Origin of the sequence: Pseudomonas sp. SWRI81 (assembly GCF_014268545.1) — a bacterium.
Taxonomy (GTDB): domain Bacteria; phylum Pseudomonadota; class Gammaproteobacteria; order Pseudomonadales; family Pseudomonadaceae; genus Aquipseudomonas; species Aquipseudomonas hamedanensis.
Map to the genome: position 1 here is coordinate 122,060 of NZ_JABWQS010000003.1, position 21,399 is coordinate 143,458.

The window sequence follows — 21,399 nt, forward strand, 5'->3', positions numbered from 1 at the left end:
TTTGCGATGAAACTCAACTCACACAACCTCAACCGCCTCGCCCCCGAAGTGCAACTGCCGCGCTATGGGCTGCGCGACACGCGCCAAGGCATCGCCCACATTGGCGTCGGCGGTTTTCATCGCGCCCATCAGGCGTATTACACCGACGCGCTGATGAACCGCGGCGAGGCACTCGACTGGGCGATCTGCGGCGTCGGCCTGCGTGCCGAAGACCGCCGTGCCCGTGACGATCTCAAGGAGCAGGACTACCTCTTCACCCTCTTCGAACTGGGTGACAGCGATGACACCGAAGTGCGCGTCATCGGCGCGATCCGCGACATGCTGTTGGCCGAGGACGGCGCGCGGACGCTGATCGACAAACTGGCCGATCCGCAGATCCGCATCGTCTCGCTGACCATCACCGAGGGCGGTTACTGCATCGACGACAGCAACGGCGAATTCATGGCGCACTTGCCGCAGATTCAACACGACCTGGCCCACCCTGACGCGCCGAAAACCGTGTTCGGTTTCCTCTGTGCTGCCCTGGCCAAGCGCCGTGGCGCGGGCACGCCAGCGTTCACTTTGATGTCCTGCGATAACCTGCCGCACAACGGCGCGGTGACCCGCAAGGCGCTGCTGGCGTTCGCCGCGTTGCGCGATCCCGACCTGCGTGACTGGATCGAGCAGAACGTCAGCTTCCCCAATGCCATGGTCGACCGCATCACGCCAATGACCAGCACCGCGCACCGTCTGCAGCTGGCCGACAAGCACGCCGTCGACGATGCCTGGCCGGTGGTCTGCGAGCCGTTCGTGCAATGGGTGCTGGAAGACAAATTCGTCAACGGCCGTCCGGCCTGGGAAAAGGTCGGCGTGCAGTTCACCGACGATGTAACGCCCTACGAAGAGATGAAAATCAAACTGCTCAACGGCAGCCATCTGGCCCTGACGTATCTGGGTTTTCTGAAAGGCTATCGTTTCGTCCACGAAACCATGAACGATCCGTTGTTCGTGCGATACATGCGCGCCTATATGGATCTCGACGTTACACCGCAACTGGCACCGGTGCCGGGCATCGACCTGAGCGACTACAAGGACACGCTGGTGGCGCGCTTTTCCAATCAGGCGATTGCCGATCAACTTGAGCGGGTGTGTTCGGATGGCTCGTCGAAATTCCCCAAGTTCACCGTGCCGACGATCAACCGATTGATCGCCGATGGACGCGAGACCAGACGCGCTGCATTGGTGGTAGCGGCGTGGGCGTTGTATCTGAAGGGCGTGGACGAGAATGGCGATACCTATTCGATACCGGATCCGCGGGCGGCTTTTTGCCAGGGACTGGTGGCGGAGGACGGGTCGATAACGGAACGGTTGTTGGGCGTCGAAGAGATTTTCGGCACGGCGATACCGAACTCGGCGGAATTTGTTGCGGCGTTCGAGTGGTGCTGCGAGAGTTTGCGCGCGGTTGGGGTTTCGCGGACTCTGGAGCGGGTCCTGGCCTGATCCTGCGACGATGCCACTGACGCCTTCGCGAGCAGGCTCGCTCCCACAAGGAATTTCGGAAAACCGGATATGTCCAGTGGGAGCGAGCCTGCTCGCGAATAGCCGCCAGACCCGGAACCACCCTGACACCCTGAGGACCTTACTGTGACGACCCAACAACTTTTTCTGGGTATCGACTGCGGCACCCAAGGCACCAAAGCGATCATCCTCGACGCCGTCAGCGGTCAGGTACTCGGCCAGGGCGCGGCGCCACACACGATGATCAGCGGCGCCAACGGTCGCCGCGAACAGGACGTCCAGCAATGGCTGGACGCGTTCACCATCGCCACGCGTCAGGCATTGCAATCGGCGAACGTCGACGGCCAGTCGATTCTCGGTATCGGCGTCTCCGGCCAGCAGCACGGCCTGGTCCTGCTCGACGATCAAGGGCAAGTCCTGCGCCCTGCCAAGCTGTGGTGCGACACCGAAACCAGCGCTGAAAACGACCGTTTGCTGCAACATCTGGGCGGCGAAAAAGGTTCGCTGGAACGCCTCGGCGTGGCCATCGCACCGGGCTATACCGTGTCCAAGCTGCTCTGGACCAAAGAGCAACATCCCGAGGTGTTCGCACGTATCGCGCGGATCCTTCTGCCCCACGACTACCTCAATTTCTGGCTGACCGGGCGTTGCTGCAGCGAATACGGCGATGCGTCTGGCACCGGCTATTTCAACGTGCGCACCCGCCAGTGGGACTTGCAGCTGCTGCGCGATATCGACGCCAGCGGACGCCTGCAAGCCGCGCTGCCAGAGCTGATCGACGCCCATGAAGCGGTCGGCACGCTGCTGCCGTCGGTTGCCGAACACTTGGGCATCAACCCTGATGCAGTGGTCGCCAGCGGCGGCGGTGACAACATGATGGGCGCAATCGGCACCGCCAACATCCGGCCCGGCGCAATCACCATGAGCCTCGGCTCCTCCGGCACGGTGTACGCCTATGGCGACGTACCCAGCGTGAGCCCGGATGCCTCGGTTGCAACCTTCTGTTCGTCCAGCGGCGGCTGGCTGCCGCTGATCTGCACCATGAACCTGACCAATGCCACCGGTGCGATTCGCGAGCTGTTCAATCTCGATCTTCCTCAGTTCAACCAGTTGGTCGCGCAGTCGCCCATCGGTGCGGACGGCGTGAGCCTGCTGCCGTTTTTCAACGGTGAGCGCGTGCCCGCCCTGCCCCATGCCACCGGCAGCCTGCACGGGCTGACGCTGGACAACCTGACCCAGGCCAACCTGTGCCGCGCCGCCGTCGAAGGCACGACGTTCGGTTTACGTTACGGGCTGGATCTGCTGCGCCAGAATGGTTTACAAAGCCAGCGCATCTGCCTGATCGGCGGCGGCTCGAAAAGCGCCGTGTGGCGGCAGATCGTCGCCGACATCATGAACACCTCGGTGATCTGCACCGAGCAAAGCGAAGCGGCGGCACTGGGCGCGGCGATCCAGGCGGCGTGGTGCCAATCGTGGACTGACGGACACGAAGTCAGCCTTGCCGACCTGTGTCAGCGCTGTGTCAAGCTTGACCCGAACAGTGAAACCCTGCCGATCGCGGCCAATGTCGCAGCGTTCCAGCAGGCCTACGAACGCTATCAACAGCATGTCGCAACCCTATAAAGAGCAAACAACTATGTACCTGGTGTGTGGCGAAGCCCTGTTTGATTTCTTCAGCGAAGACGATGCCAGCGGTCTGGCGTCGAAAGTGAATTTCAAGGCAATTGCCGGCGGCTCGCCGTTCAACGTCGCGGTGGGATTGCGCCGGCTCGGCGTGGATTCAGCCTTGTTCGGTGGGTTGTCCACTGACTATCTGGGCCGGCGTCTGCAACAAGTGCTGCGCGAGGAAGGTGTGTGCCCGGACTATCTCGTGGAATTTGCCGCGCCGACCACCCAGGCGATGGTTGCCGTGGGTGCCAACGGCTCACCGCACTACAGCTTTCGCGGCGAAGGCTGTGCAGACCGACAACTGAGCGCGGCGCATTTGCCGGCGCTGGGGCCTGAGGTGCGCGGCTTGCACGTCGGCTCGTACTCGCTGGTGGTGCAGCCAGTCGGCGACACCTTGCTGCAACTGGTCCAGCGCGAAAGCGGCAAACGCCTGATCAGCCTTGATCCGAACGTGCGCCTCAATCCCGAGCCGAACATCGACCTGTGGCGCGAACGCATCGCCACGCTGGTAAAACTGGCCGACCTGATCAAGGTCAGCGACGAAGACCTGAGCCTGCTCTACCCCGAGCAGGACCCGCAGAACGTGATCGAGGGCTGGCTCGAACATCGCTGCCAACTAGTCTTTCTCACTCGCGGAGGCGACGGTGCGAGTGTGTTCAGTCGCCGACACGGCACATGGTCGGTGCCGGCCGCCTCGGTGAACATCGCCGATACCGTCGGTGCCGGCGATACCTTTCAGGCGGCGCTGATTACCTGGCTGAGCGAACATGCTCTGGATTCGGTGGAGGGCGTGCAGCAACTCGCACGCGAGCAGATCGACGCCATGCTCAGGTTCGCCGTGCAAGCCGCCGCGCTGACCTGCAGCAAAACCGGCCCTGATCTGCCCTATCGTCATCAATTGCGCTGAGCGCGTAGACTGTCGGCCTTTTTGCGCATGACGGGATAACCGCTTTTGAACTACCGGCAGACCTTTGCACTCCTGACACTGGCAACCCTGCTGAGCGGTTGCGGCACCTCGCCGCCCCGCTCGCCGGAAGACATCTGCGAGATCTTCCGGGAAAAAAGCGACTGGTACGACGCCGCGCAAGTCACGCAAAACCGCTGGGGCGTACCGATCCAGGTGCCCTTCGCGATCATGTATCAGGAGTCCGGCTATCGCTACGACGCGAAGACGCCGCGCAAATATCTGCTCTGGGTGATTCCGTGGGGTCGGGTGTCGACGGCGTCGGGTTACGCGCAAGCCAAAGATGAAGTGTGGTCCGATTACCAGAAAAGCACCGGCAGAAACTGGGCCGACCGCGAAGACTTCGATGATGCCATCGACTTCATCGGCTGGTACATGGACAAGACCACCTCAATCAACGGCGTCTACAAATACGACGCCTATAACCAGTACCTCAACTACCACGAAGGCTGGGGCGGCTTTCGCAACAAGACCTACGCGAGCAAAGCCTGGCTGCCGCCGACGGCGCGCAAGGTGCAGAATCGTTCAGATATGTATGCGCGGCAGTATGCCGGGTGCAAGGAGGATTTGAATCGAGGGTTCTGGAGCCGGTTCTGGCATTGGTTGTAGCGCCGATGCTGACGACGCATTCGCGGGCAAGCCCGCTCCCACAGGCACCTCAGTAAACGCAGATTTCGTGTTCACCCGAGAAACCTGTGGGAGCGGGCTTGCCCGCGAAAGCAATCTTTCGGGCACCGCCAATCGCTTTGGTCTGAAACCAAGCGGTCATCACTGACCATACTGGCGCATCAATATCGGCATTCTGCCTCCAGCAACGTTAACGAAATGCCCGGTATTACTGGGCCAAAACGGACCTCTAAGGGTTTTCCCTATGTGATGCGGCGCCCACGCCTACGCCATTTGCGCCTTGAATGAGGCGGTCTAATCCTGCAACATCCATCACCTGCTTATTCAACGGACGGAATTCAAGGCATGCTGGACGCCAATGCAACCCACATCACCCTCACGATCGAAGGCGCCAACGCCGACCTGCAAGTCCTCAGCTTCACCGGTCGCGAAGCCCTCAACGAACCGTTCCGTTTCGACCTCGAACTGGTCAGCGCCCGCCCCGACCTGAAACTCGAAGAGCTGCTGCACAAGCGCGCCTGCCTGACTTTCGGGGCCACCGGCGAAGGCAAGATTCATGGCCAGGTGTACCGCATCGAACAAGGCGATTCGGGCAAAACCTTGACCCGCTACTGCATCAGCCTGATGCCGCAACTGGCCTATCTGCAGCACAACCACGATCAGCAGATCTTCCAGCAGTTGACGGTGCCGAAAATCATCGCTCAGGTGCTGGAAGACCGCGGCATTCTCGCGGACGCTTATAGTTTCCAGCTCGGCGCCGAGTACCCGGAACGCGAATACTGCGTGCAGTACGACGAATCCGACCTGCATTTCATCCAGCGTCTGTGCGAAGAGGAAGGCATTCACTTCCACTTCCAGCACAGCAGCAGCGGGCACAAACTGGTGTTCGGCGATGACCAGACCGTGTTCCGCAAACTGAAGCCGGTCAGCTACCAGCAAGACTCCGGCATGGCCGCCGAGAAACCGGTGATCAAGCGCTTCAACCTGCGTCTGGAAACCCGCACCACCCGCGTCAGCCGCCGCGACTACGATTTCGAAAAACCGAAGATCCTTCCCGAAGGCGCCGCCAAATCCGAGTTCGCCCCTGACCAGGAAGACTACGACTACCCCGGCCGCTTCACCACCCGCGAGCGTGGCAAGTTCCTCTCGACCCGCGCCCTCGAACGCCATCGCAGCGACTACAAACTCGCCGAAGGCAAAGGTGACGAACCGACCCTCACCAGCGGCCACTTCCTCAGCCTCGCCGAACACCCGCGCGCCGAGTGGAACGACCTGTGGCTGCTGCTGGAAGTCTTCCACGAAGGCAAACAGCCGCAAGTGCTCGGCGAAAACGTCACCAGCGACGTCACCGACAACAAGAGCGATTTCCACCAGGGCTACCGCAACAGCTTCATTGCCACCCCTTGGGACGCGCACTACCGCCCTGCCCTCGAACACCCGAAACCGAAAGTCCTCGGCAGCCAGACCGCCGTCGTCACAGGTCCCGCCGGTGAAGAGATCCACTGCGATCAGTACGGCCGCATCAAAGTGCAATTCCACTGGGACCGCGACGGCCAGTCCGACGACAAAACCACCTGCTGGATCCGCGTCGCCAGCGGCTGGGCCGGCGCAGCCTACGGCGGCATCGCCATCCCGCGTATCGGCATGGAAGTCCTCGTCACCTTCCTCGAGGGCGACCCCGACCAGCCACTCGTCACCGGCTGCCTGTACCACAAGGAAAACGTCGTCCCCTACGACCTGCCGGCGAACAAAACCCGCAGCACCTTCAAAACCCTCAGCTCCCCGGGCGGCAAGGGCTACAACGAATTCCGCATCGAAGACAAAAAAGGCGCCGAACAGATCTACATCCACGCCCAGCGCGACTGGGACGAAAACATCGAACACGACCAGAAAATCCGCGTCGGCAACGAACGCCACGACACCGTGGAAGCCAACACGCTGAGCGAATTCAAGGTTGAAGAGCACCGGATTACCCATCTGGACCGGATCAGTGAGATGCGCGCGGATGATCACCTGACGGTGGGGGTTACGCAGCATGTGAAGGTGGGGACTGGGCAGTTTGTTGAGGCTGGGACCGAGATTCACTACTACGCCGGCCAGAAAGTGGTGATCGAAGGCGCCATGGAACTGACCGCCAAGGCTGGCGGCAGCTTCGTCAAGGTCGATGCGGGTGGCGTGACGATCAGCGGGGCTGAGGTGAAGGTGAATACGGGCGGTGCGCCTGGGGTGGGTACGCCGGCGGCGCCGTTGCTGCCGGGGCCTATGAAGGTTGTGGATGCGGATAAGGCGGGGAAAGCACCGCTCCCTGCCCGTCTTAATGAGTCAGGTATCACCCCGCTGTGTGGAAAACAGAGTAACGGCGCTTGCAGCCGTAAGGATTGCACATGCATGTAAAAGCGCTGAGCGCCCTCCTCTCGGAGCCTCGTTATAATTTTTCGGACTTGCCCGTTACCAGCGAATCGCTGTGTTTCATCATCGACCAAGGGCTCCAGCCAGACGCTTTGGGCCGTCTTTATCGAGTAGGCGAACCCGTTGTTGCCCACGGTCTGTTTGTCGGGACAGACCTCGCAGAGATTCCTGAAGAGCCATTGTGGCTGGTGGCGCCAAAGGGCGGCAAAGTGGCAAAGGTCGCTGCGGAACTTTGTGAGGAACGCTTTTCGGGAATTGCAATCTCAACCCCGGATCCTGAAAAAGCCCTGGCTCATGCACGCTGGTTGCTTAGAGCAAATGACGGTTCGGGTGGCCAAAGTCTGTTGAGCTTCCACAAGCCGAGTCTGTGGGCAGCGCTGGCATACACCGCCGATAAAGCATTCGACCAGTTACTAGGCTGCTGGAATGCGGTCTACAGCCCGGCGCCGATTCATTTCGGTCAAGAACGTGGTCGATGGCTGGTCTGGACGACCAACGGTGAATCGACATGGTCAGGTGATAGAGCGGCGTTCAATCTGCCTGAGGCAGCTGCGAAAGTACAAGCGCGCCTGGGCTGGGTGTATTGGGTCGATGAAGAGTACGCAGCATTCAATGAGCCAGACGATGACCGCTTGAATGACATTGCGGACAACCTCGACTTGCTGCTCAAACACAACATTTATGATGGCGATCACCTGCTCAAGCTTGGCCCTGTCGTGAACGGTCCGCTGTTCGAGACCCAGCTTGGGATCATGGCGATCCTGCAATCAAAGGACGAGTCGTTTATCAAAGTAGATCGGCTCCTGGAATCAGCCGCCGTCGCTCAACATTAAGGCGACGCGACAACAGAACGGAATCACCATGGAAATTACAAATCACGCCGTGATGCCTGGCGAAACTCTGGGCAAGATCGCTACGCGCTACAACACCACTGTGGCGCAACTTCGTCAGATGAACCCCTTCATCACCCATCCGGACAATGTCAAAGTCGGATGGAACCTGAGCGTTCCGAAAGGCGAACAATCGCCCGCTGCGCCTGTCGCTCAGACACCCGCCGCAGCTCAACCGCCTGCGCAGGCAACCCCGGAGGCCGCCACTCAGTGCTCTGCGGAGGATCTGGTTGAACTGGAGCCTGTCAAAGACACCCCAGATCAGAACTCGAAAACCTTCAAGCCCCATGCGCCTCCATGCTCAAAAAAGTTTGCCAGCGCGATATATGCCACCGAAGAGCAAGAGTTCTGGCTGCTGCCTGAGCGCGCAGTGTCCTCCATCAAAGAATCGATGTTCGCACTAGAGAAGATGATCGCGCCGAACAAGCCTCGTGATGAACGCCTGAACGGGCTTCAGGAGTCAGGCTTGCTCGAGTCCTTCCTTGAGCCAAAGTTGAGCAACTTCCTCTCGGGCGAGCAGCGCACGCGCATGGAAGAGTTTGAAGCTCTGGGAGATGAAATCGACATAGATCCTGCGACGGCTAAGCAAAGACAAGACGAAGTCGATAAGAAAAGTCCAGTAGCTACTCCTGCCTCCCTTCCTCAGGAGGACACTGCTCGATCGCGCATGGATCAAATGACAGCCGAAACGGAAGCCCGCGAGGGCATCCGTCAGCAGTACGTAGACTTTCACAACCGTCGGGCTGAGTTCAACGCGCTTAAAAAAGAGGCCGTAGCGGCAGCTAAACTGCAAGGCTACACCTACGAAAGTGGGTCGTTGTACTCCAAGGAAGCCATCGAAGCCCGCGCCCGCGTGCAAACTTACCTTGAGGCACGCAAAAAATTCCTCAGCAGCAAAGACTTCAAACCCGTGTCGCTTGAAGACGTGGCGAAAGCTTTGGCCGAGCAGAAAAAAAGCTATGACAATTTGTGCAGCGGCATGAATGATTGTACAGCCGACCTGGTTGGGTACGCTTACACGCTATACAAAAACGCCGATGCGCTGGATTACCATGCATACACCGAATCCATCATGAAAGCGTCAGATTATGGAATCGCGCTTCCCGAATTCGCGCTTATAAACGACGGGGTTGCGTCTGGCATCGAGCAATTCAAGCTGTATCTGGATACAGAGAAAAAACAGGCGGAAGTTACCGCGCGGCTTCAGGAGAAGTATAAACGCTGGATCGAAGCGACCGGCCAGAATGCGCAGGCACCAGCAGGTTTGGTAGATGCGGAGCGCGCAGAATGGGATCGCCTGCAGAAAATCAAGGATGACCTCCAAAGAACCGCTCAGAAAAATGTCAATGCGGCAAAACCTGGACGTCATCTGATTTGGGAGCCGGAAGCATTCCAGCCCAAGCCAGTAGATCGCATGGTTAAACCTGGCTTCCCCCTGCGCGAAGTCAGTCTCTCGGACGCCAAGGGCACGCCCTTGGGCTGGTTCAGTATGACGAACTTGAAAGACGCAAAAAAGATCATGAAAGAGGACTTAAAAAAAGTCCCTGGCTCTATAGGCAAAGCCTTTAAAAGCCCCCCGGCAGATGCCACCGAAGGCTCTGAAAAAAACAGCGAGCTCAGTTCGTTCCGCCAATGGCTGCTGGCTCAGGGCGCGGTAAAATTCAGCGATCAGGTCGGCGACTGCTTCGATAAAAAAGGCTGGTTCATCGCCAAGGATTTCTACGCTTACATCAAAAAACAAGGTTATGAAGTCAAGGACCTTGAAGACGAGGCCGCGCTAACCAATTGGGGCCAGCACCTCCAGCAACTCGTCTTCAAAAAGAGTATTCGGGGCAAGGTCCGGCTTTTTGACAATAGTCCGCAAGCACAATTCGTACGTTGCCTGACGCCTCCACAACCAAGCATTCACGGGGATGTAAAACTCGAAGGCCCGAAAATTTCCGCTGCTGAAGGTTTTCAGGCATCCGCCGCGGTTGGATTAAGTCTGGACCTGGCCCGTGGCGAAGTGCAATTGATGAAAGTGGACATGCCCGCCCAGACCAGCGCACAAGAAATCACGCTCGACTACTTATTGGACGGTAGCCCCCAAAAAATGAACTTTGGGCGTTTTTCCTTCCACTTTGGCGTGAAAGCCTGGGGTTATGCTGGGGCTTCGTTGCTACTGGCCGGTAGCGTCGAACTGAGCCCTATTCTCGGCAATGTCAAATACGGAGCTTCCCTTAGCCCGGTCAAACGCGCACAGCGCGAAGACGCCTCAGCCAAACAAGAACGCTCCGATCATGACGCAACCAAGAAAGCGAAAGCCGACAGCGGCGACGACAGCCCTACTCCCGATCTCGAACATCAATCAAAGGCTCCCACCGCTGCGGGCACCCTGAGCACAGGTCAAATGTCATCCGGTCGTCTCGCCAATGTTCAAGTCGAAAATGGCGCGAAGGCAAGCTTCAACGTGTTCGGCGGCTTGCAAGCCGCTATTGAACTCACTGGAGCATTAAACTGGGCACCGCCAAAAGAACTCGTCGCCTTACGCACCGCGCCGTCGATGGGTATGGGCAGCGCTAAAGACGCAAAGACCGCTAACCCATGGCTGACACTCGCGAAACTGAGTGGGTCCGTAGGAGTCGCGTTAGGCGCGGGGTTCCAAGGGAACGCTCAAGTTTCTCTGGATAAAGGGCGGTTCATTCTTAATTTGAAGGCAACGGTAGTGCTTGGGCCCGGCGCTAACGGTAGTTTTAAATTTGAAGTAGGTTATGAGGCGGTGGTTGACCTTATTAACCTGTATCGCAAAGAGCTGCATAAGACCAAGGGCCGTAAAGTTGAGTGGATGGATCCTGAAGCGAGTGAGTATGCTTCCGCACTTAACGCTTTGGGCGCTGCTGGATTGAATGTGGCGATGGCGTACATGATGCGTTGGGATGTTGTGATGAGTCTGTATGAATCTCTGACTCGTAGTGGCAAGGGCGGACCGATTGCAGACGCGATCATGAATTATAGAAACCAAAGCGAGCTCGAAGAGTGGATCGTGAATGCGATTCCTAGCGCATTGGGCCCACTGCTAAGAACGCTTATAAGTCAACCTGACGGGTTTAAGATTACGGTAGCCAGCTCTGAAGACGATGGAACATCTGACAAGGGTCGCGTATATAGTCAGCCCGAAGCTCATGTTCTTCAGCAAAAAGCCATAGAAAGAATTCTGCGCTGGATAGTCAACAACGCAAAGAAAACCAACACTATTGACAAAGCACAAAGTCAATTTGAACTCACCTGCATGTCCATGAATGAGTTCGGTATAAAAGAGCAAGCAGGAAAACAGGACTATTGCAAAAACCGCATGTCACTGGATAATTTCATGGCGGAAAGTGTACGAAGCCTCTTCGATGACGCGAGCGTTGAAGCGCGTGAAAGCTACAAAGCCCACACAAAATTACTTGGCGCAAACCTAGCTGAATATTGTCAAAAAAATTACATACTGGAACCAACCTACTCGCCTAGCGGGGCGACACCCTATTTAAAAGGCTACCAATGAATCGATCTATTAGAATCAAACTAAGTCAAATCGCCTTACTGTTCAGCTTGGGTTTGATTTCATTGCTGCCTTACAGCGTCAACCTTACCAATGCATCTCCAGCCGCACTGAATAATGAACAACGCGGAATCGTTCTTTACAATCAGATGAAAATAGATGATGCCATCCCGCAGCTAAAGCGAGAGGCAGAAAATGGCGATATTGAATCGCAGTATTATCTGGCGGAGTCTCTTCGAAAGAAAAATGGCTATATGACTCCCGAAGCGCAACTATGGTACGAATCGGCAGCAGAGAAAAAAAATATATATGCAATGATTCAGTTGGGCCGGGCAAAAAGAGATCGTTGCGCAACAATGGAAAATTGCCCGCCGTCAAAAAAAACTCAAGCAGAATGGTTCGCGGAAGCAAAAAAAATAACCTTGCCGAAGGCAAATGATGGCGATCCTGAATCACTCTATTTGATGTATGAAATCACGCTGGATCATCATTGGTTGGAAAAATCTGCAAATTCAGGCTATCCACTCGCGCAATATTGGATGGCTGTCAGTGAAAGGCAGGGAGAAGGTTACTTCTTCACTCCTGGAGGACGTGAAGCGTCAGTAAGAAAATGGCTGCTGCTTTCTTCCGAGGGTGGCAACCCAAAAGCCATGATGCAATATCTAGAAACGCTTTATGAGGAAGGAGACATGGCAGGCATTCGACACTGGCTTGAGGTGGCTGCAGCAACCGGCGAACAAGCCGCAATGAGTAACTATGGTGCGTACATTTCACACACCCCAGATAAAGTAGGCTATTCATTGGATTTAGTTAAAGGCTACGCTATTTTTTCTTTATTAAAAGAACTGGGTGACGCCGGTGGCGTGCAAGATTACGTTGACCGTAAAATCGAAAAAATTTCGGAAAGAATGACACCAGAACAAATTGAACAATCCAAAACTGTTGCTCAAGAGTGGAAAGCGACTCACCCACCGCTATCTTTCTTCCCCGACAAGCTGAGTAACTAAATATATTCACTCGTATTTTTAGGTGGTGCCGCACCCAGAGCTTTACCTTGGCGAACTATCGCCCCTTACTTTTGATGAAGCCACTACCCATAACTCGGCAAAGACTCCCATGAAACTGACGGCCACTGCGTTAACATTTTTAGCTCTAGTTTCAGGCCAGTCAAACGCGCTCACGACGGAACAATCCCAGGCAAAAATCAAAGGCATAGAGTTATGTAGCCAATACAAAGCTATCTCCGCAATTGAACAACTGGAAATAGCAGCCGGAGGCGGTGACGATGAAGCACTTTACTACTTGGGAGAATCAATAAGAAAAAACAACAGATACATGACACAGGAAGCACAAAAGGCTTACGAAGAGTCAGCAAATAAAGGGAATATTTATTCTATGATTCGGCTCGGGGGCGCAGACCAAGATTTGTGCATCACTATGAAAAACTGTTCTTTCTCTCAGCAAACGCCTGAAGATTGGATGAATAAAGCTAAGAAGCTTGCTACTGATCAGGCATCCCATGGAAACGCTGAGTCGATGTACCTGTTATGGGAGATAACAGGAAACGATGAGTGGCTAGAAAAATCTGCAGAGAAAGGTTTTGCATTAGCGCAATTTCGTTTAGCAACCAAGTATCAAGAGGGAGGCGGGGTATTTCTACTGCCCTCCAAAAAATCAGATGAAATCGAAAAATGGATGAAAGCAGCTGCTGAAAATGGTTATCCTCCGGCCATGATGGGATTTGCCGCTAGCAGGATTAAAAAAGCCGATTTTTCATCATTTAGAAATTGGAATGAAAAAGCTGCAGCTTTAGGCTACGTATCGGCAGTTTTTGGTTATGCGTCATATATTGGCGAAGCCGAACCAAAATATGGATTCGAATCAGACCCAGTGAAGTCATACGCGCTATTGTCAAACTTACTAGAGCTTGATGGTGGTGGAAACGTAATAAACAATGTTAATGATTTATTGCCAGAAGTGAAAAAAAGCCTGTCAAAAGAGCAATTAGAAAAAGCAAAAGAGCTCGCGAAAACGTGGAAGCTCAGCCACCCGCCGCTCTCGTTCTTCCCTGACAAGCTAGGACACTAGCGCCAATGAGGCTACTCCCACACTTTTTTATCGCTACATTTATTATGAGTGCCGACCCTATATTTGCTTCAGAGTCAGAAACCAAAGTCTCTACAGGCAGTATTTTATATAACCAATTAAAGCTTGATGCAGCCGTGCCCGTATTGGCAAAAGAAGCGCGCTCTGGAAATGTGGAGTCGCAATATTACTTAGGCGAAGCTCTTCGGAAGCGCAATCGCTATATGACGCCAGAAGCGCTCCATTGGTATGAAACAGCTGCTAATAACGGATCCATATTTGCAATGATTCAACTAGGTCGTCAAAATGATGACCTTTGTAAAAAAACAGGCAATTGCCCCACTAGCAAAAAATCAAGCTCCGATTGGTTGAACCAAGCAAAAATTCAAGCCATGAAGGAAGTGGAGACAGGCAACCCTGAGTCTCTATATTTAATGTATGAAATAACTTTTGATCGTACTTGGTTAGAAAAATCTGCTGAAGCAGGTTATGCGCTCGCTCAATATTGGATGGCCGTAGGTGATCGACAAGGTGAGGGGTTTTTTCTTATACCTGGAAAACGTGATGAGGCCATCAGCAAATGGCTGAAAGCTGCCTCTGAAGGCGGCAACCCAAAAGCGATGATGGACTACATTGAGATCCTGTATAAGAAGGGCGATCTCGAAGGTGTCCGCCATTGGCTTCAGACAGCAGCTGAAACGGGGGATCAGAAAGCAATTAGTAGTTATGGCTCTTACATCGCACACGCACCAGACCAAGTTGGCTACCCTCTGGACCTTGTTAAAGGTTATGCACTGATTAGCCTGTTGAAAGAGCTTGACGGTGGAGGCGCTATTCAAGATTTCGTACACGATACACTTGAAGAAATTGGAAGTAAGATGACAGCTGAACAGATTGATAGCTCAAGAGCTGTGGCAAAGGAATGGAAGGACACTCACCCACCATTGTCTTTTTTCCCTGAAAAACTCGGCAGATAGTTACGGCTGACGTCGGGTGCTGGTTAAAGCGTCACTCGAGAATGGTTTTCAAAAAGCAATGCTCGAGTACTCAGCACTTTTATATGAAAACAATAGCGATATGTCTGTGGTACGGTACTGGATCGAGGAAACAGCAAAACTAGACAGGAGCCATCTTCTCCCTTCTGCTCCGCACGACTCATCCGGTTAACCCTCCCTTAACCCCGCAGTCAAAAAATCGACCTAACCGCACGCCCTCAGCCCCCTCGCGCTGACGCCAGTGCGGCAGGTTCGGCCGTTGTCATGCCGAGCGTTCTTATGTCACTTGGGAGTCCCCTCATGAACACTCATCCCATCCTGCTCACCGCCACCCTCGCCTTCAGCGCATTCGTCGGGCTGGCCCAGGCCAATGACAGCACTATCCTGTCCAACGCTGTGCCCTACCAATACGGCATGCCACTTCACGTGGCGAAGGTGCTTTCGTTAACCGAGCCGCCGACGCAGGAGTGCAAGGTGATTACGGCCGATATGAAGTACATCGACAACACCGGCAAGCCTGCAGAGATCAGTTACAGGAAATTGTCTGATGCGTGCAGTCTGCAGAACTGACAGAAAATTCTGATTTGCGGTTTGGCGGTAGGTTTAAGCTGTTTTCAGCAGGTATGCTCAGGGCTTACCTACTGCCGCAAGGACTGGCCATGCAGTTGTCGTTTCGTACGTTGTCGACCTTCACTTCCATGTTGTGTTTGCTGTTGGCGCTGGTCTGGGGATTTTTCCCGGAGGTGTTGCTGGCGATTTGGAGTATTGGCTATTCGGAAGGCACCGGCGTAGTCGCAAGACGTAGTGCGGTGTTGTTTGTGGCGTTGGGGGTGATGTTTTATTGCCTACGCAATTCACCGCCATCCGTCGCACGGAATGCGCTCAGTAATGGCTTTATCGTCGGCTGTTTCGGCTTGGCGGCGCTCGGTTTTGGCGAATGGCTCAACGGCCATGCCGGCCCCGGGATTTTGCTCGCGGTGCTGGTCGAGTTCGCGCTGGGCCTTGGCTTTGTGCAGGCCCGGCGCGTGACGGTCGAACAGGTTGAAACGGTGAGTTAAATGGCTCGGGATCGTGGGCTGTGCTGATGCGAGGCTGTCTGCTGGGCGAGATCCGAACGCAGGCCCGCGACCAGGTTGTTGATTTCACGGCAGCTGTTGAGTCGGCTTGCGTCGATTCCGCTGACGTACAAATCGGCTTGATCGGTTCGATGGTCACCGAACACTTTGACGGTCATCGACAGGTCCGGCGATAACGTGCATTGGCAGCGTTTCGGCAGAAAGCTGCTTTCGATGATGTTACGAAGTTCCAAGGCAGATAAAAACATGGCGAACCCTCTCCTTTCTATGCGTTTGCCAATCAACTATTCACACTGACCTTTTGCCGATCCTGCACGGGTGTGCTCCCCGCTTTTCCCTGGTCGGCAACGGGCAGTACTGCGAAATGCTCATTGGAGTGTAGGCGCCCAAACCCGGTGCGCTGCACTATTACGACGCATAAACCATGCCTTTGGTCAGGTCATTTTGAGCCTAGCGAAATCAAAGACTTGGCGGCGGGGCCAGTACTTTGCTATTTGCAAAATGCATGAATCGACCACCCGTCTCCTGCAATATGCAATCCGCCGCGAATTTGCTTTCGAGGGCCATGGCGGCAAGAATGCTTGCATTGCAATCTCACCTGCACGGAGGCTTCCATGAATTCTTTACGTCTTTATGCGACGACTGGCCTGATCATCGCCAGCCTGTCCACCCTCGCCCACGCCGCCAGGCTTGAAGACGTCGCGCCGTACCCCAAAGCAGAAGCTGGATTCACCCGCCAAGTCATTCACCTGCCCAAACAGGAGCAGGAAGAAAACTTCCAGGTTGAAATTCTCGCAGGCAAGACCCTTGAGGTGGATTGCAACCGTCAGCGCTTGGGCGGCGTTCTGGATGAAAAAAATCTTGAAGGCTGGGGTTATCCCTTCTATCGCCTGGAGAAGGTTATCGGCCCGATGAGTACGATGATGGCCTGTCCGCCCGGCAGCGAGAAGAAACGCGCGTTCGTGCCGGTCGTCGGGGATGGCTTCATGTTGCGCTACAACAGCAAACTGCCGGTCGTGGTGTACGCACCTGCTGACGTTGAGGTGCGCTATCGCATCTGGTCGGCGTCGGACAAAGTCGGCACCGCCCTCCAGCAATAATCGCCGCTTCTGCTCTCATCACGCCGTGACGCCGCACACAGCGGCGCGCTCGGCGACATGACGCAGGCTATCGAAGTTGATATTGGCGCCCGAATCGATGGCGACGAAGGTTTGCTCGCGCACCCTGGTTCGCGCAACATAGCGCTTGATCCCGGCCACGGCCAATGCACCGGAGGGCTCGGTGATCGAACGGGTGTCGTCATAGATGTTCTTGATCGCAGCGCACAGTTCGTCGTTGCTGACAGTGATGACCTCATCCACGCAAAAACGACAAACCTCGAAACCGAATTCCCCGATCTGCGCCACCGCCACACCGTCGGCGAACGTACCGACGCAGGGCAACACCACACGTTCGTCCGCCACCATCGCCGCTTGCAGGCAGGCCGAATGCTCAGACTCGACCCCGATGATGCGTATTTCCGGGCGCAGGTATTTGATGTAAGCCGCAATGCCGGCGATCAAGCCACCGCCGCCGACCGGAATAAAGATCGCATCCAGAGCGCCTTGATGCTGGCGGAGGATCTCCATCGCCACGGTGCCCTGCCCGGCGATCACTTGCGGGTCATCGAAGGGTGAAACGAAGGTGCGCCCGGTTTGCTGTGCCAGTTGCAACGCGTGGGCCAGGGCAAACGGAAAACTCTCACCGTGCAGCAGCGCTTCGGCCCCGCGACTGCGAACCCCAAGAACTTTAAGCTCCGGTGTCATCGACGGCATGACGATCGTCGCCGCAATGCCCAACTCGCGCGCGGCCAGCGCCACACCTTGGGCGTGATTACCGGCTGATGCGGTGATGACACCACGGGACTTTTGCTCATCGCTCAGTTGCACCAGTTTGTTGTAGGCGCCGCGAATCTTGAAGGAGAACGTCGGTTGCAGGTCTTCGCGTTTGAGCAAGACGTTGTTGCCCAGCGCATCAGAGAGTGCCGGCGCTGCCTGTAGCGGCGTGCGCACGGCAATGTCGTACACCGGCGCTGCCAGAATTTGTTTCACATACTGTTCAAGCAGGGCTTGCTGGGCGGGGCTATACGGCATGGTCGTCTCCTGACGTTTTTCAGAACCCGGGAGACAGAAAGTAAAAACCCGCCTCCAGGGGCGGGTTGGGTGCTGCAGCCGTGCGCTAGCCCGCCAAATGAGGAATGGCGGTAATAATGCTTGGCTGGTGGCGCAATACGGTGAAAGTCATGGGCTGGAAATTAGCCTGCGGGCGACTGACAAGTCAATGGCCTATTTTGCGAGCTGCCGGTAGGCTGGCGTTCTGCTTATCACCCAAGGAAGGAATCCATGATGTCCATCGCCCTGCCCCTCACCGCCTTGCTCGCTTTTAGCGGTTACACCCTTTCAGTGATGATTCAGGCGGAACATTCATTGATCGACTTCGGGATCAGCCTGATGTCGCGCCCAGACACGGCGCAGGTGGTGATCGATCTGTATCTGCTGGCGACACTCGCTGGCGTATGGATCGTCAGGGATGCCAAATCTCGTGGCCAGTCAATCTGGTCAGTATTGCCTTACCTCCTGCTGACAGTGGTTTTCGTTTCGATCGGGCCGTTGCTATATCTCGTGGTGCGCGGGATCCGCCCGGGCGGAAAACCAACGATCGCCTAGCCCCGCCTCCCCGGATTCGTCAGTCGCTGACAACGCAATGAATGAATTTCGTTCGGTGGTGTTCTAAGTAGTACATACCTTCCGTGGAGCTTTGCCATGACTATCCGTTGCGTCAAGTTCGCCACCCCTTGGCTGTTGGTCGCTCTCGTATCCGCTCAAGCAGGTTTTGCCAGCGCTGACGAAGACCAACCTGTACAGAAACCGGAATGTCCTAAAGGTCAGGTCTGGGACAGCAAGTCGCAAAAATGCGCATTGCAAACCAGCCACTCGGGGAGTGAACTTACGAATGAATAGGATATGCACCCAGCGATTGCACGCTTAGACTCGCCGGCCTGTTCAGCCAATTAGCATGTAAAAGGAACAGTAATCAGTGAGAACTAATGTTCACGAAAACGATGCGTGCGTTAGAAATTCTGCCTTATTTTAGATTAGGCAGCACCTCGCGCAGTTTGCATTAAAGACAGTCGTGGCGGTTTAGTCATCTACTCTCTGGCCAATGGAGTATTTGTTGGCATGAGCCTTAAATTCCTCTAGCCCACTCCCGTCATCGAGCTCAACGACTACATTTACGTTATCAGTCCCGTCCATCAGAAGTTGATAGATCTCCCTAACCGTTCCTTTGATGGGCTTCTTAGCTGGAAAGGGTTCGACGGTGACAGTTATTCCTTCAGGTGTCATTTTTTTATCCTCAAATATTAATTCGATCAACGCATTCATGAAATGCGCTGCGTCACGGATAAAATCTAACGCGCTTGTACTGCAATGAATACTGTCAGACCTGACAGGTAAATCGCATAAATCAGTGCAAATCACCGCCGTCGGTCGGAATAGTCCCACGAAACCTCATGGAATCTCTGGAGAACGGTCGAGCTGATGCACTCAGGCGGATGTCGGCAACCACAACCTGAATCGCGCCCCACCCAGTGGTGAGTGTTCTACCGTCAAGGTTCCGCCCTGAGCTTCCAGAGCCCGGCGGCTGATTGCCAGGCCCAAGCCAAAACCACCGGTCGCCCGGTCGCGACTGCGGTCGAGCCGATAGAAAGGCTCGAAAATCCGCTCGCGCTCGTCGTCGGGGATACCGATCCCGTCATCGTCCACCCAGATTTCACAGCCGTCGACATTGACCTGTACACCAATCTGAATGCGCTTTTCGCAATAGCGCATGGCATTGCGCAGCAGATTCTGGATCGCTCGCGCCGTCAGACGCGGATCCAGCGCAAAGCGTTCCAACTGACCGTGCAGCAACACATCGATAACGATCTCCGGCGATTCCAGCTCCTCGTCGACACTGCCCAGGATGCTGTCGATGAACTCATCCAGCGCCACCTCGATTCGCTCGGGCAATTGCGCCGGATTCTGCAAGCGACTGTAAGACAGCAATTCCAGCACCAACTCATCCAGCTCACGAATATGCGCGACCAACCCTTGCAGGCGTTCGCGACTGGCAGCCGGCAAATCATCGGACAGTGCCAGCGCCAGGCCGAAATCCAGCCGCGTCAACGGCGTGCGCAACTCATGGGAAACGGCATTGAGCAGGTCGCGTTGCTGGTTCAGGAGGTTTTCGATGTCACCGGCCATGGTGTCGAAGACTTTGGCCAGGCTACCGATGTTGGAGCTTGGCGCAATGTTCGTGCGTTCGCTCAGATGGCCCTTGCCGAAGCGCTCGGCGGTGCTTTTCAGGCGCTCCAGATCGCGCCAGTGCGGACGCAGCCAGAGCAGCAGGCAGCCGAGTAGTGTCGCGCCGATCAGCACGTTGATGCTCCAGTACAACAAATCGACGTCCACCGGATCGGGCGGAACGACCATGCGCACCGCCATCTCATCATTCAGCGGGGTGACCGCCAACGTGCGCCAGCCCCAGTCGCCAATGCGCACCACGTTTTCACCGCGGTGCAGGCGCTCCTGCTCGATGGGCGTGAACACAGCGTCGTCGATACGCGTCAGCACAATGTGCAGCGGCTGGAATTCCTTATCCATCGTCGCCGCGATGGCTGGCCACTGATCTTGCGGTGCAGCATGAAACTGTTTGGTGATCAGCGATTGCAGGCCACGGGAAAAATCCAGGTTATAGGTGACGAACCGATCCCTGAAGGCCATCACCACCAGATCCGGCACCAGATAAATCGCCGCGCTGTACGAAACGATCGTCACCAGATACAGGCGAAACAGAATGCGAAACATCAGCTCAGCATTCCCATTCGGAGCGGCTGAACAGATAGCCTTTGCCCCACACAGTCTTGATCTTGCGCGCCTCGCCCGCGTGATCGTCAAACTTGCGCCGCAGCTTGGAAATCGCCACGTCCACCGAGCGGTCAGTGCCGTTGAATTCGATACCGCGCAAGCGTTGCAGAATCTGGTCGCGGCTGAGCACCTCGCCGGCATGCCGGGCGAGCACCACCAGCAAGTTGTACTCACCGCTGGACAGTTCCACCGCTTGCTCGCGCCAGGTGACGGTACGTTCGGACAGGTCAATGCACAGGTTGCCCATGACGATGCGGTCGTTCACCGTCATCGGCTCGCCGAGGCTGCTGCGGCGCAACAACGTCCGCACCCGGGCCAGCAACACCCGCGGCTCGCACGGTTTGGTAACGTAATCGTCGGCGCCCATTTCCAGGCCCAGCACCTGGTCGTGGCTGTCGTCGCGGGCGGTGAGCATCAGAATCGGCAGCATCGCCGAATCCGCGCGCAGCAAGCGGCAGACTTGCAGGCCATCCAGCCCCGGCAGCATCAGGTCGAGGATCACCAGATCCGGCGGATTGATCCGCGCCCGCTCGCGCACGTGGTCGCCACGGCCGATGACGCTGACGGAGTAACCGTTGCGTTCCAGGTAGCTGGAGATCAGTTCGGCGAGGGCGGTGTCGTCTTCGACCAGGAGGATGTTGGGCATGGGTGTTCCAGAAGATGCAGTGGCGACAGTCAGGGCTCATTCGGGAGCAGGCTCGCTCCCACAGGACATCGTA

At 55.9% G+C, this 21,399-nt stretch carries 18 protein-coding genes and 2 pseudogenes; 15 read left to right on the forward strand and 5 right to left on the reverse strand.

The genetic code is table 11. The features are described 5' to 3' along the window. Nucleotides 1–6 precede the first annotated feature (6 nt). The 12 genes from HU765_RS03155 to HU765_RS03210 all read left to right on the forward strand — a co-directional run bounded on the left by HU765_RS03155 (nt 7) and on the right by HU765_RS03210 (nt 15,716). Nucleotides 7–1,479, forward strand: coding sequence for a mannitol dehydrogenase family protein (locus HU765_RS03155; RefSeq protein WP_186619005.1), 1,473 nt, complete (start codon nt 7–9; stop codon nt 1,477–1,479). Between the two features lie 144 nt (nt 1,480–1,623). Next, the gene (xylB, locus tag HU765_RS03160; protein ID WP_186619006.1) at nt 1,624–3,120 is read left to right on the forward strand and encodes a xylulokinase; all 1,497 of its coding nucleotides are present in this window, start codon (nt 1,624–1,626) and stop codon (nt 3,118–3,120) included. A gap of 13 nt (nt 3,121–3,133) precedes the next feature. Beyond that, nucleotides 3,134–4,072: a carbohydrate kinase gene (locus HU765_RS03165; RefSeq protein WP_186619007.1), complete on the forward strand. Its 939-nt coding sequence runs from the start codon at nt 3,134–3,136 to the stop codon at nt 4,070–4,072. Nucleotides 4,073–4,117: 45 nt separating this feature from the next. Further along, nucleotides 4,118–4,738, forward strand: coding sequence for a hypothetical protein (locus tag HU765_RS03170; RefSeq protein ID WP_186619008.1), 621 nt, complete (start codon nt 4,118–4,120; stop codon nt 4,736–4,738). A 363-nt stretch (nt 4,739–5,101) separates the two neighbouring features. Beyond that, nucleotides 5,102–7,150, forward strand: coding sequence for a type VI secretion system tip protein VgrG (locus HU765_RS03175; protein ID WP_186619009.1), 2,049 nt, complete (start codon nt 5,102–5,104; stop codon nt 7,148–7,150). Continuing rightward, complete coding sequence (locus HU765_RS03180; RefSeq protein WP_186619010.1) at nt 7,141–7,998, forward strand: DUF4123 domain-containing protein; 858 nt, start codon at nt 7,141–7,143, stop codon at nt 7,996–7,998. Before HU765_RS03175 ends, HU765_RS03180 begins: the two co-directional genes overlap by 10 nt. Nucleotides 7,999–8,026: 28 nt before the next feature. Continuing rightward, entirely contained in the window at nt 8,027–11,581 is a 3,555-nt protein-coding gene (locus tag HU765_RS03185) for a LysM domain-containing protein (protein ID WP_186619011.1), read from the forward strand. Beyond that, entirely contained in the window at nt 11,578–12,585 is a 1,008-nt protein-coding gene (locus HU765_RS03190) for a sel1 repeat family protein (RefSeq protein WP_186619012.1), read from the forward strand. The genes HU765_RS03185 and HU765_RS03190 overlap by 4 nt, the downstream gene beginning before the upstream one ends. 109 nt (nt 12,586–12,694) lie before the next feature. Further along, nucleotides 12,695–13,666: a sel1 repeat family protein gene (locus tag HU765_RS03195; RefSeq protein ID WP_238344633.1), complete on the forward strand. Its 972-nt coding sequence runs from the start codon at nt 12,695–12,697 to the stop codon at nt 13,664–13,666. A gap of 44 nt (nt 13,667–13,710) precedes the next feature. Next, complete coding sequence (locus tag HU765_RS03200) at nt 13,711–14,640, forward strand: sel1 repeat family protein (RefSeq protein WP_186619013.1); 930 nt, start codon at nt 13,711–13,713, stop codon at nt 14,638–14,640. A gap of 318 nt (nt 14,641–14,958) precedes the next feature. Continuing rightward, nucleotides 14,959–15,228, forward strand: a complete 270-nt coding sequence (locus tag HU765_RS03205; RefSeq protein WP_186619014.1) for a DUF2790 domain-containing protein — start codon at nt 14,959–14,961, stop codon at nt 15,226–15,228. Between the two features lie 89 nt (nt 15,229–15,317). Beyond that, nucleotides 15,318–15,716 carry a hypothetical protein gene (locus tag HU765_RS03210; protein WP_186619084.1) on the forward strand — a complete coding sequence of 133 codons (399 nt, stop codon included), beginning with the start codon at nt 15,318–15,320 and terminating at the stop codon, nt 15,714–15,716. Here HU765_RS03210 and HU765_RS03215 read toward each other — a convergent pair. Beyond that, the gene (locus HU765_RS03215) at nt 15,713–15,982 is read right to left on the reverse strand and encodes a DUF1652 domain-containing protein (protein ID WP_186551408.1); all 270 of its coding nucleotides are present in this window, start codon (nt 15,980–15,982) and stop codon (nt 15,713–15,715) included. The genes HU765_RS03210 and HU765_RS03215 overlap by 4 nt on opposite strands. 366 nt (nt 15,983–16,348) lie before the next feature. Here HU765_RS03215 and eco point away from each other — a divergent pair, with 366 nt between their 5' ends. Then, on the forward strand, nt 16,349–16,834 hold the full coding sequence (gene eco, locus HU765_RS03220; RefSeq protein ID WP_186619015.1) for a serine protease inhibitor ecotin: 486 nt from the start codon (nt 16,349–16,351) through the stop codon (nt 16,832–16,834). A 36-nt stretch (nt 16,835–16,870) separates the two neighbouring features. On the opposite strand, the pseudogene ilvA reads toward eco, so the two are convergent. Then, a pseudogene (ilvA, locus tag HU765_RS03225) lies at nt 16,871–17,866 on the reverse strand (threonine ammonia-lyase, biosynthetic); the annotation flags it as partial. Between the two features lie 249 nt (nt 17,867–18,115). On the opposite strand from ilvA, the gene HU765_RS03230 reads away from it, so the two are divergent. Then, nucleotides 18,116–18,439: a DUF2834 domain-containing protein gene (locus HU765_RS03230; RefSeq protein WP_186619017.1), complete on the forward strand. Its 324-nt coding sequence runs from the start codon at nt 18,116–18,118 to the stop codon at nt 18,437–18,439. Between the two features lie 96 nt (nt 18,440–18,535). Next, nucleotides 18,536–18,718 (forward strand): annotated as a pseudogene (locus HU765_RS26745) (hypothetical protein); the annotation flags it as partial. Between the two features lie 195 nt (nt 18,719–18,913). Here the strand turns inward: HU765_RS26745 and HU765_RS03235 are convergent. The 3 genes from HU765_RS03235 to HU765_RS03245 form a co-directional block, all read right to left on the reverse strand. Next, nucleotides 18,914–19,156 carry a hypothetical protein gene (locus tag HU765_RS03235; RefSeq protein ID WP_186619018.1) on the reverse strand — a complete coding sequence of 81 codons (243 nt, stop codon included), beginning with the start codon at nt 19,154–19,156 and terminating at the stop codon, nt 18,914–18,916. Between the two features lie 162 nt (nt 19,157–19,318). Then, nucleotides 19,319–20,620, reverse strand: a complete 1,302-nt coding sequence (locus tag HU765_RS03240) for an ATP-binding protein (protein WP_186619019.1) — start codon at nt 20,618–20,620, stop codon at nt 19,319–19,321. A gap of 4 nt (nt 20,621–20,624) precedes the next feature. Next, nucleotides 20,625–21,326 (reverse strand): response regulator transcription factor, encoded by a 702-nt coding sequence (locus HU765_RS03245; protein ID WP_186619020.1) that lies wholly within the window; start codon nt 21,324–21,326, stop codon nt 20,625–20,627. Nucleotides 21,327–21,399: the final 73 nt, after the last annotated feature.

Bases quoted from the DNA above. Each gene is read 5' to 3' on its own strand.
- HU765_RS03155 (WP_186619005.1), top strand. From the start codon at position 7: ATGAAACTCAACTCACACAACCTCAACCGCCTCGCCCCCGAAGTGCAA.
- HU765_RS03165 (WP_186619007.1), top strand. From the start codon at position 3,134: ATGTACCTGGTGTGTGGCGAAGCCCTGTTTGATTTCTTCAGCGAAGAC.
- HU765_RS03175 (WP_186619009.1), top strand. From the start codon at position 5,102: ATGCTGGACGCCAATGCAACCCACATCACCCTCACGATCGAAGGCGCC.
- HU765_RS03180 (WP_186619010.1), top strand. From the start codon at position 7,141: ATGCATGTAAAAGCGCTGAGCGCCCTCCTCTCGGAGCCTCGTTATAAT.
- HU765_RS03185 (WP_186619011.1), top strand. From the start codon at position 8,027: ATGGAAATTACAAATCACGCCGTGATGCCTGGCGAAACTCTGGGCAAG.
- HU765_RS03190 (WP_186619012.1), top strand. From the start codon at position 11,578: ATGAATCGATCTATTAGAATCAAACTAAGTCAAATCGCCTTACTGTTC.
- HU765_RS03195 (WP_238344633.1), top strand. From the start codon at position 12,695: ATGAAACTGACGGCCACTGCGTTAACATTTTTAGCTCTAGTTTCAGGC.
- HU765_RS03200 (WP_186619013.1), top strand. From the start codon at position 13,711: ATGAGTGCCGACCCTATATTTGCTTCAGAGTCAGAAACCAAAGTCTCT.
- HU765_RS03205 (WP_186619014.1), top strand. From the start codon at position 14,959: ATGAACACTCATCCCATCCTGCTCACCGCCACCCTCGCCTTCAGCGCA.
- HU765_RS03210 (WP_186619084.1), top strand. From the start codon at position 15,318: ATGCAGTTGTCGTTTCGTACGTTGTCGACCTTCACTTCCATGTTGTGT.
- HU765_RS03215 (WP_186551408.1), bottom strand. From the start codon at position 15,982: ATGTTTTTATCTGCCTTGGAACTTCGTAACATCATCGAAAGCAGCTTT.
- eco (WP_186619015.1), top strand. From the start codon at position 16,349: ATGAATTCTTTACGTCTTTATGCGACGACTGGCCTGATCATCGCCAGC.
- HU765_RS03230 (WP_186619017.1), top strand. From the start codon at position 18,116: ATGATGTCCATCGCCCTGCCCCTCACCGCCTTGCTCGCTTTTAGCGGT.
- HU765_RS03235 (WP_186619018.1), bottom strand. From the start codon at position 19,156: ATGAATGCGTTGATCGAATTAATATTTGAGGATAAAAAAATGACACCT.
- HU765_RS03240 (WP_186619019.1), bottom strand. From the start codon at position 20,620: ATGTTTCGCATTCTGTTTCGCCTGTATCTGGTGACGATCGTTTCGTAC.
- HU765_RS03245 (WP_186619020.1), bottom strand. From the start codon at position 21,326: ATGCCCAACATCCTCCTGGTCGAAGACGACACCGCCCTCGCCGAACTG.